Origin of the sequence: Xanthomonas sp. WHRI 1810A (genome assembly GCF_040202885.1) — a bacterium.
Lineage (GTDB): Bacteria > Pseudomonadota > Gammaproteobacteria > Pseudomonadales > Pseudomonadaceae > Aquipseudomonas.
The window spans coordinates 44,270-53,072 of the sequence record NZ_JBEGED010000022.1 but is presented as its reverse complement, the minus strand read 5'-3'; the positions used below and the strand labels follow the sequence as shown (position 1 = coordinate 53,072).

Here is an 8,803-nt window from a genome sequence, read left to right as displayed (position 1 = left end):
CTGTCACCTGTTTTTCGGCAAGCCTCAACCCACAGGCGGCCCTTGTGGCGCTGCCTGCAACGTTGCAAGAAAGGTCAGGTGGCCGCGTGGGGCCACCGATGTGATGGGCGGCGGTCAGCGCGCCAGTTTCAGTGCCGGCGTACGCGGCGGCGCGACGGCGGCGACGCTGGCCGATCGACACGAACACGGCTGGGCGTAGTCGGCGAAGATCGATTCGACGACTTCCTGGGAGCGGATCGCCAGCACCGACAACAGGGTGTCGCTCAAGCCATGGCTGTCTTCGCAACAGCCCTGCAGGAACACCCCCGCTTCGCTGCCGGGCCGCATGGCCAGCCGGTATTGGCGGTCCACGGCCGGGCCGTCGATGTACGCCTCGATCCCGGCCAGCAGCTGGCGGTGGTAGTCGCGGCGGTAACCGGTGGCCAGCACCACCACGTCGAACCGCTGGCTGTCGGTGCGTTCATGAAGGGCATCGTGGAAGAACAGCTCGATCCCCTCGTCGGTGATTTCCGCGTGGGCCACTTCGCGGTTGGTGAGCAGTTGGTGGCGGGTTTCGCCGCGCACTTTCTGCTGGTACAGGCGCTGGAAAATCGACTCGATGAGGTCGGTGTCCACCACTGAATAGTTGGTGTTGCGGAACTCGCTGAACAGCGCGTCGCGGCGCTCTTCGCTGTGGTTGAAAATGGTGTCGGTGAAGGACGGGTTGAAGATCTGATTGACGAACGGGCTGTCGTCTGACGGCTTGAGCGCGGTGCCGCGAATCACCAGGGTGGCGTCCACGTTGTCGAAGCGGCTGGCCAGGTCTTCGAAGATTTCCGCCGCGCTCTGGCCGCCGCCCACCACCGCGACTTTTACCGGCCCGGCACGCTGGGCCAACACCTGCTCGATGCCGCCGCGATAGCGCGAGGAATGCAGCACTCGCGGGTCCTGCAGGCCCTCAAACGGCGCAGGCACGACAGGAATGCCGCCGATGCCGAACACCAGATTGCGCGCCCGACGCCGTGACACGCCGCCGTCCGCGCGGCGGGACAACACGTCTACCGCGACAAAGCGCCCGTCCTGGAAGAACGGCTCCACCGCCATCACCTCTTCGCCGAAATGCGTCTGGTCGGTGAAGTGCGACGCGGCCCAGGTCAGGTAGTCGGTGTATTCCTCGCGGGTCGGGAAGAAGGTCTTGAGGTTGATGAAATCCTGCAGCCGGCCGCGCTCGTTCAGGTAATTGATGAAGCTGAAACGGCTGGCCGGATTGCGCAGGGTGACGAGGTCCTTGAGGAAGGAAATCTGCATGGTGGACCCATCGATCAGCATGCCTTCGTGCCAGTTGAACGCGGGCTTCTTTTCGAGGAAACACACCTGAGGGGCCTGACCGTTGGCGGCTGCATGCTCTTGGGTGGCAATGGCCAGCGCCAGGTTCGACGGGCCGAAACCGATGCCAATGTAGTCGTAGACGAGTTCCATGCGTGCCTCTCGTTTTGGAATAGTGCCGGGGTGCTCCGGCGCCGCAATCGGGGTGGCCGTGCAGGCCGGGGCAGGATCGCTGGCGCCGAACCAGTTAGTAGTCATTCTCATTAACTATGACGGGTGAGGCTGGCGGCTGTTTAGTCGGTGGCCACGAATCGTGGAAAATTCATGAATCAGACCCATCCGAGAACGCCTGTAGGAGCCCACTTGTTGGCGAAGCGGTTGACGCGGTGTGTCAGCCAGGACGCCTCGCGAACAAGTTCGCTCCTACAGGGGATGTAGATCAGCTTGCCCCACGGCACGTTGAGTGCGCGGAGTTGCCCCCCCACTGATTTCTTCCACTGCATCGCGGCTGGCGCTGTCCCGATGGGCGCCCTGCAGCTCGCTCAACTGGCCGCTGTCCATCTTCACCAGGCGGTCGGCGAGGTCGAAATACTGGTCGTCGTGGCTGATCGCAAACACGGTCAGCCCCGCCTGCTTGAACATCGGCAGCAGCTCGCGATAGAAGAAGCGGCGGAATGACGGGTCCTGATCGGCAGCCCATTCGTCCAGCAGCAGAATGTCGCGTTTCTCCAGCAGCGCCAGCAACAGCGCCAGGCGCTTGCGCTGCCCTTGGGAGAACCGCGTGTCGAGCAGATGGCCTTCGCCGACCCGGACCTTGTGCCGCATGTGCAGCTGATCAAGCCAGTGATCGGTGTGGCTCGATTCGCTGGTTTCGCCCTCGGGGCCGAGCAGCTGCGAAAACAGATGGAAGTCGGTGAACACGGACGCAAACAAGTGACGGTAGGCCGGCCAGTCGCTGGAAGTGATCAGTTGCCCGTCGATCAGGATCGCGCCGGCGGACGGTCGATACAGGCCACTGAGCAGTCGCGCCAGGCTGGATTTACCGCTGCCGTTGCCGCCCATCAGGAACACCGTTTCCCCCCGTTTGAGCGTGAGACTGACCGGCCCGACATCGAAACCCGGCTCATCGCCCTGGGCCGGATAGTGGTATTCGACGTCCCGCAGCTCCAGGGTTTCCCAGTGCCCGGCGATGTGGCTCGGCGCCACGGCGAAGCTTTCCCGATGCTCGGCCAGGGCCAGGGATTCCACTTTATCCAGCGCCACCCGCCCGGCGATTTGCGCCGGAATGGCCGCCACCGCCAGCACCAGCGGCGTGCGCATGAACAGCACGGTCAGCGCGTAGGTGGCAGCCACCTCGGTGGGCGCCCAACCCAAGCCATTGGCAAGGTAGAACGCCAGACCAATGGTGCCCAGCACCATGATGTTCGCCCAGTTGCTGGCGATGCCGTGGTAGCGGTCCGCGAGGGTGATGTGGTCGCGGTACTTGCGGGCGCTGGCGTCGAAGGTTTCGTCGAACAGCCGGCGGGCGCGGTCGCGGTTGAGGGTCAATTCCTTGCGGCCGTCGATCACGCCTTGATAGCTCTGGTAGAGCTGGTCTTCGGACTCGCGCAGCAGACGCAACTGCGCGTTGAGCCGGCCCACCAGCAACCAGCCGATGCCCAGGGTGAACGCCATCCAGCACAGGGTCGTGACGAACAGCGACGGCGACAGCCAGGCCAGGTAACTGAACGCCGTCACGCTTAGCACCGAACCGTAGATCAGGTCCGGCAACTGCACGAACGCCATGGTCACGCTGCGGATGTCACTGGACAGGCTGGCAAAAATCTTCGCCCCGCCGATGGCTTCGACGCGCTCGATGTCGGTGTCCAGCAAGCGCTTGACCATCACCCGACGCAGGTTATAAACGAAGCGATGTCCCAGCGCGGTCAGCGACAACTGCGCGCCGGAGGCCAGGCACAGCAACAGCAGCAGCATCAGGCCAAACTGCCAGAGCGCGGTGCCCAGCCCTTCGTGTGCGCTGATCATGCGTTGGTTGACGAAGGCGATCACGCCGACGCTCAACAGGCCACTGCTGACGCTCAGCAGCATGACCAGGGCGAGGGGCCAGCGATATTGCTGGAAGACCAGACGAATGAGTTTCATGGATGACTCCAGGTGTAAATGAACCGGACAGCGACGGCGGTGGTTACTGGATATCGCCCAGCCGGGCGCGGCAGTGGGTCAGCGTGTCGCGCAGCAGGAAGTTGACCATCGTCGGCGAGGTGCCAATGACCCGCGCGACGTCGCGCTGGGTATAGCCCTGAATCTGGCTCAGGTTGAAGACCATGCGCATGCGGTTGGGCAATTCGTTGAGGGCGCCGACCAGTTGATTCACCGACTCGCGCCCGGCCAGGACCCGCTCGGGCGAGACCTCGAAACGCGGCTGTTCCTGCCACTGGGTTTGCGCGCCGTGATCGCGCTCCAACCGTTGCCTTCGCAGACGGTCGATGGCCAGGTTGCGCACCACGCGGAACATGTAGCGTGCCGGTTCGGTGGAGGCCAGGTCGCTTTCGAGCATCTTCACAAATGCGTCCTGCACCACGTCCTCAGCGCGGGCGCGGCAACCGAGAAACTTCGCGGCCAGACGCAACAGCCCTTCCCGGTGCAGGTGATACGTGGACATGAGCGCGTCACGCCGAGGGTCGATGGACACGGGAGAGGGTCGTAAAACACGAGGACGCTGCGCAGGCAGCCGCTCCATGGGGGGACGAAAATCCATCTTGTTCGACATCCCTGGTTACAAAGGAACGCGAAGGATAACGCAAACGATTCTCATTGCAACGTAAGAAAGTTTACCGATTGGTGAAACTTGAGAGACAGTCGATTGTCGTCAAGCTGATGGCGAAACGCCCTGTTTGCGGTTGGAAACAGGCGCTCTGGGTAGGCGCTGGCGGGCTGGTACGAGGCTGAGGTGCGGTGTGTCAGACAGATCTAACGATTGTTTGCCAAGTGACACAAGCTACGTCAAAGACGTATGATCGCGACCATGTTGACCATTATTGAATCTCCCCTGTTTAGCAAACTGTGGCGTGACTACTGGACTGAAGAGGAACGCGGCGCTTTTATGACATTTCTGGCCAACAATCCGGATGCAGGAGCCGTCATACCTGGCTCCGAAGGCTGTCGAAAGGTTCGCTGGACAACCGAGGGACGTGGGAAAAGCGGAGCGGTCAGAGTCATCTATACCGCCCAGCTCGCCAGCGGTGCCCTTGTCGCTCTTCTGATTTATGGTAAAGGCGCCACCGAGAACATACCCGCGCACCTACTGCGCAAAATCGCAAAGGAGCTCAATCATGCCCCTGACTGAGAAACAACTGATGGAGCGCGACGCCCAACGCAACCTCGGCGAAGAATTACTGGCGTCCATTCTCGATGTAAAGGCCGGGCGTCATGGCGATACCCACAAAGTTGAAGTGACCGAAGCCGCCGAGGCGCGAAGCAAGACCGGCCTTTCACAACCCAGATTTGCCGAATTGCTGGGTGTGTCTGTCCGCACGTTGCAGGAATGGGAGCAAGGGCGTCGCGCCCCCTCAGGCGCAGCACGCTCTTTGCTGCACATCGCGGCGCTTCGTCCTGACGTCTTTCGCGATGTACTCGCAGGCTGACGTTGCCCCCAGGCCCGTTCCAGCCACCTGAAAACCCACTCAAATCCCCCCAAACCTGAACCTTCTGCGCCTCACGCCCTCACTTATGGAGGTCGTGGTGGTGGGTTCGGCCGTCTCTACAGCGCTGTGCCTCACACTATTGCCTGCCCGGATTCACAGGATCGCTCATGAATCTTCCCTCTCCTGCCCTGCACGAAGTCGTACCCATCGAACGGGAACTGAGCGTTCGGGCGGTGATGACGGGCGTGCTGCTGGGCATCATCCTGACGCCGTCGAATGTCTACGCCGGCTTGAAGATCGGCTGGTCGTTCAACATGTCGATCATCGCGCTGCTGGTGGGGTTTGGGGTCTGGCAAAGCTTCATGGGACGGTTCAAGACACAGCCGGCGTGGACCCTGCACGAGAGCAACATCAACCAGACGGTGGCGTCGGCAGCGGCGTCGATCATCTCCGGTGGCCTGGTCGCACCCATTCCCGCCTACACCTTGCTGACGGGCCAGCAACTGGACCCGATTCCGATGATGGCGTGGGTGTTTTCGGTGAGTTTTCTGGGGATCTGGATCGCGTGGTATCTGCGCCCTGCCCTGCTCAACGACAAACAGCTGAAATTTCCGGAAGGCATGGCGACGCTGGAGACGCTGCAGCACATTTACCACCACGGCCAGGAAGCCGTCGCGCGGATCAAGGTGCTGTTCGGCGCCGCACTGTTGTCTGCCAGCGTGAAGTGGGTCGATACGTTCGCCTGGACGATCCCGCGCTGGGCGCCCACTGCGCAGCTGGAACGCCTGACCTTCACGGCCGATCCTTCGCTGCTGCTGATGGGGTTTGGCGGCATCATCGGCATTCGCGTCGGGCTGAGCCTGTTGCTGGGGGCGCTACTGGCGTGGGGCGGCCTCGCGCCGTGGTTGCTGGCCCAAGGGCTGGTGCAATTGCCCGAAGGCAGTTCAGGGCCGCAATTCGCGAAACTGGTCGAGTGGCTGCTGTGGCCGGGCGTGAGCCTGATGGTGGGCTCGACGCTGACGTCGTTGGTCATCCAGATGTTCAAGTCGCGCCGTCAATCGCCGGGCCGCAACGCTTTCACCTGGCGCAAACCGTCGCCGGGGCCCGCCGCTGGTTTTGCGCTGTCGATTGCCCTGGTGGTCTGCCTGCAAGCGACGTTGTTCGGCATCGACGTCTGGATGGCGTTGCTGTCGATCCCGCTGGCGATTTGTCTGGCGGTGGTGGCGGCACGGGTGGTCGGCGCCACGGGAATTGCGCCCATTGGTGCCATCGGCAAGCTGTCGCAGCTCAGCTTTGGCCTGGTGGCGCCGGGGCAGGTGGCGATCAATCTCATGAGCGCCAACACCGCCGGCGGCGCGGCAGGCCAGAGCACCGATTTGATGAACGACTTCAAAGTGGGCATGGCCATCGGCGCCACGCCGAAGAAACAGGTCATCGCCCAGTGCATCGGCATCTTCATCGGCAGCATCGTCGGGGTGCTGGTGTACATGGCGCTGATCCCGGACCCGCAAAGCATGCTGCTCACCGAGCAATGGCCGGCACCTGCCGTGGCCACCTGGAAGGCCGTGGCGCAGACGTTGATGCACGGCCTGGATTCGTTGTCGCCGAGCGTGCGCTGGGGGATTTTTCTGGGCGGTGTGGCCGGGCTGCTGCTGGGCGCGCTGGACAGTCTGCTGCCCAAGCGTCTGACGCGCTTTCTGCCCAGCTCTGCGGCGCTGGGGTTGTCGTTTGTTTTGCCGGCGTCCACGTCGCTGATGATGGCCTTGGGCGCGGTGCTGACCTGGCTCGTCAGCCGGCGCTGGCCCGCCATTACCGAGCGGTTTGCGATCACCGCCGCTGCCGGTTTGATCGCCGGCGAAAGCATCACCGGGGTCGGCGCCTCGTTCTGGCAAATGATACGGAATCTTTAGCCTGCCGCCGTGCTCTGAACAACTGCTCGCGGGATTGCCCTGCTCACTATCAATTCGATCAATATCGAACATACCGAACTTCGCCGTTCTTTTCAGACGGCGGTGCAGGGATGATAGCGCCATCGATTTTTCAAGGACTTACCTGCCATGACTGTCAACATGACCATCTTGTTTGTGCTGATCTTTTCCTTCACCGTGGCACTGTTCGGCGTCGGCTAGTCGCCTGAGGTGTTCGCGAACGCTTACCGCCCTTCCAGCAACTTCCCCGCCTGATCGAGCAAGCCCAGCGGATCGTGGGTCTTGTGAATGTCCACTGACAACAGCTGTCGGAACTTCCGGGCCCCGGGGAACCCTGTGCCCAGGCCCAGCACGTGCCGGGTGACGTGGTGCATGGAACCGCCGTCGTCCAGGTGCGCGGCGATGTAGGGGCGCATGGCCGCCAACACCTCGGAACGGGTGATGGCCGGCGCGGTACTGCCGAACAACTCGCGGTCGACATCGGCCAGCAGGTAGGGATTATGGTACGCCTCGCGGCCCAGCATCACCCCGTCGAAAGTGGTCAGGTGTTCACGGCACTGCTCCAGCGTCTTGATCCCGCCGTTGAGGATGAACTCCAGGTCAGGAAAGTCCTGGGTCAGCTGGGCGGCCACGTCGTAGCGCAGCGGTGGGATGTCGCGGTTTTCCTTGGGTGACAGGCCCTCGAGAATCGCGATGCGCGCGTGAACCGTGAAGCTGGTGCAGCCCGCATCGCGCACCGTGCCGACGAATTCGCAGAGCTCGCCGTAACTGTCGCGGCCATTGATACCGATACGGTGCTTGACCGTGACCGGAATCGACACCGCGTCACGCATGGCTTTGACGCAATCGGCGACCACTTGTGGGTGGCCCATCAACACGGCGCCGATCAGATTGTTTTGCACCCGATCGCTGGGGCAACCGACGTTCAGGTTGACCTCGTCATACCCCGCCGCCTCCGCCATCTTCGCGCACGCCGCCAGATCCGCCGGGGTGCTGCCGCCCAACTGCAAGGCCAGCGGGTGCTCGGTCTCGTCGTGACGCAAAAAGCGCTCGCTGTCGCCATGCAGCAATGCACCGGTGGTGACCATCTCGGTATACAGCAGCGCGTTCTTCGACAGCAGGCGCAGGAAGTACCGGCAGTGGCGGTCGGTCCAGTCCATCATGGGGGCGACGGAAAAGCGACGACTGAAAGCGGCCGTCTTTGGGGAAGTTGTAGCTGACATGTAGTCGGGAACTCGGGGAGGTATGGCGGGATTCTATCATTGGCTCGCAGGGTGGCGCTAAATCACCACCGCGACCGTGGACGTTGCCTTGTGTGAAAGATACCTAGTATCTGCAGGCGGTCACCGCGTATTCGATAGGGGATCAAGTAGGACCAGTTTGGAACAACCCACTCATGCGTGTTTTCGGCCCGCCCTTCACGGCCCATGGCAGGAAACTGGGCGAGGTTATCTACGCTTGCGAAGATAACCTCCGAAAATTCGTCCGCCGCCTCCGGGTTTTCAAGCGCAATGTAATTTGCTTCATCTTCCAGATTCTTGAGGGCTCTTTCCAGCCACTCAACCCGCATTCCGACTCCAGCGCCGCGCACGCATGGCCGCCACCTGTTCATCACTGGCGAACTTACCCTCGTCGGCTTCCTTCACAGCCAACTCGATCTTCGTGGTGAGTGTTTTCTCGTGATTGATGTAATCTCGAAGAACATCCAATGCCAGGTAGCTCGCACTCAGACCGTTGGTCTTGGCGAGGTCGGCGAGCGAATCAGAAACGTCTTCCGGCAGGTTCAGCGATATCCCGGTCATGGCAACCTCGGTCTTGGGTGATCAGCGGGCATGTTACACCGTCAAGCGTCGGTGGGGACCGGCAGGTTGTCGCGAGGTGTATACGAGCAACAGCTCGCGGCAAGGAAAATCGAGCTGTGCAAAA

General features: G+C 62.1%; 9 protein-coding genes. 3 read left to right on the top strand and 6 right to left on the bottom strand.

Features of this window, described 5'->3' with window-relative positions; all coding sequences use genetic code 11:
- Window positions 1-114: 114 nt before the first annotated feature.
- The 3 genes from ABQX22_RS23985 to ABQX22_RS23975 all read right to left on the bottom strand — a co-directional run bounded on the left by ABQX22_RS23985 (window position 115) and on the right by ABQX22_RS23975 (window position 3,967).
- Window positions 115-1,563: a lysine N(6)-hydroxylase/L-ornithine N(5)-oxygenase family protein gene (locus ABQX22_RS23985; RefSeq protein WP_349802371.1), complete on the bottom strand. Its 1,449-nt coding sequence runs from the start codon at window positions 1,561-1,563 to the stop codon at window positions 115-117.
- 165 nt (window positions 1,564-1,728) lie between these two features.
- Entirely contained in the window at window positions 1,729-3,447 is a 1,719-nt protein-coding gene (locus ABQX22_RS23980; protein ID WP_349802370.1) for a multidrug ABC transporter permease/ATP-binding protein, read from the bottom strand.
- A 43-nt stretch (window positions 3,448-3,490) separates the two neighbouring features.
- Window positions 3,491-3,967 (bottom strand): sigma-70 family RNA polymerase sigma factor, encoded by a 477-nt coding sequence (locus ABQX22_RS23975; protein WP_349802369.1) that lies wholly within the window; start codon window positions 3,965-3,967, stop codon window positions 3,491-3,493.
- 363 nt (window positions 3,968-4,330) lie between these two features.
- Between ABQX22_RS23975 and ABQX22_RS23970 the strand changes: the two genes are divergently transcribed.
- The 3 genes from ABQX22_RS23970 (at window position 4,331) to ABQX22_RS23960 (ending at window position 6,859) form a co-directional block, all read left to right on the top strand.
- Window positions 4,331-4,651 carry a transcriptional regulator gene (locus tag ABQX22_RS23970; RefSeq protein WP_349802368.1) on the top strand — a complete coding sequence of 107 codons (321 nt, stop codon included), beginning with the start codon at window positions 4,331-4,333 and terminating at the stop codon, window positions 4,649-4,651.
- A complete protein-coding gene (locus ABQX22_RS23965) occupies window positions 4,638-4,949 on the top strand; it encodes a helix-turn-helix domain-containing protein (RefSeq protein WP_349802367.1) in 312 nt (103 codons plus the stop codon). Before ABQX22_RS23970 ends, ABQX22_RS23965 begins: the two co-directional genes overlap by 14 nt.
- A 167-nt stretch (window positions 4,950-5,116) precedes the next feature.
- The gene (locus tag ABQX22_RS23960; protein ID WP_349802366.1) at window positions 5,117-6,859 is read left to right on the top strand and encodes an OPT family oligopeptide transporter; all 1,743 of its coding nucleotides are present in this window, start codon (window positions 5,117-5,119) and stop codon (window positions 6,857-6,859) included.
- A gap of 242 nt (window positions 6,860-7,101) precedes the next feature.
- Here ABQX22_RS23960 and dusA read toward each other — a convergent pair whose 3' ends face one another.
- From dusA to ABQX22_RS23950, 3 genes are all read right to left on the bottom strand, one after another.
- Window positions 7,102-8,100, bottom strand: a complete 999-nt coding sequence (gene dusA / locus ABQX22_RS23955; protein WP_349802365.1) for a tRNA dihydrouridine(20/20a) synthase DusA — start codon at window positions 8,098-8,100, stop codon at window positions 7,102-7,104.
- Window positions 8,101-8,162: 62 nt separating this feature from the next.
- Complete coding sequence (locus ABQX22_RS27000; RefSeq protein WP_441005322.1) at window positions 8,163-8,447, bottom strand: type II toxin-antitoxin system RelE/ParE family toxin; 285 nt, start codon at window positions 8,445-8,447, stop codon at window positions 8,163-8,165.
- Window positions 8,437-8,679, bottom strand: a complete 243-nt coding sequence (locus tag ABQX22_RS23950; protein WP_349802363.1) for a CopG family ribbon-helix-helix protein — start codon at window positions 8,677-8,679, stop codon at window positions 8,437-8,439. The genes ABQX22_RS27000 and ABQX22_RS23950 overlap by 11 nt, the downstream gene beginning before the upstream one ends.
- Window positions 8,680-8,803: the final 124 nt, after the last annotated feature.

Bases quoted from the DNA above. Each gene is read 5' to 3' on its own strand.
- ABQX22_RS23985 (WP_349802371.1), bottom strand. From the start codon at position 1,563: ATGACTACTAACTGGTTCGGCGCCAGCGATCCTGCCCCGGCCTGCACG.
- ABQX22_RS23980 (WP_349802370.1), bottom strand. From the start codon at position 3,447: ATGAAACTCATTCGTCTGGTCTTCCAGCAATATCGCTGGCCCCTCGCC.
- ABQX22_RS23975 (WP_349802369.1), bottom strand. From the start codon at position 3,967: ATGTCCACGTATCACCTGCACCGGGAAGGGCTGTTGCGTCTGGCCGCG.
- ABQX22_RS23970 (WP_349802368.1), top strand. From the start codon at position 4,331: ATGTTGACCATTATTGAATCTCCCCTGTTTAGCAAACTGTGGCGTGAC.
- ABQX22_RS23965 (WP_349802367.1), top strand. From the start codon at position 4,638: ATGCCCCTGACTGAGAAACAACTGATGGAGCGCGACGCCCAACGCAAC.
- ABQX22_RS23960 (WP_349802366.1), top strand. From the start codon at position 5,117: ATGAATCTTCCCTCTCCTGCCCTGCACGAAGTCGTACCCATCGAACGG.
- dusA (WP_349802365.1), bottom strand. From the start codon at position 8,100: ATGTCAGCTACAACTTCCCCAAAGACGGCCGCTTTCAGTCGTCGCTTT.
- ABQX22_RS27000 (WP_441005322.1), bottom strand. From the start codon at position 8,447: ATGCGGGTTGAGTGGCTGGAAAGAGCCCTCAAGAATCTGGAAGATGAA.
- ABQX22_RS23950 (WP_349802363.1), bottom strand. From the start codon at position 8,679: ATGACCGGGATATCGCTGAACCTGCCGGAAGACGTTTCTGATTCGCTC.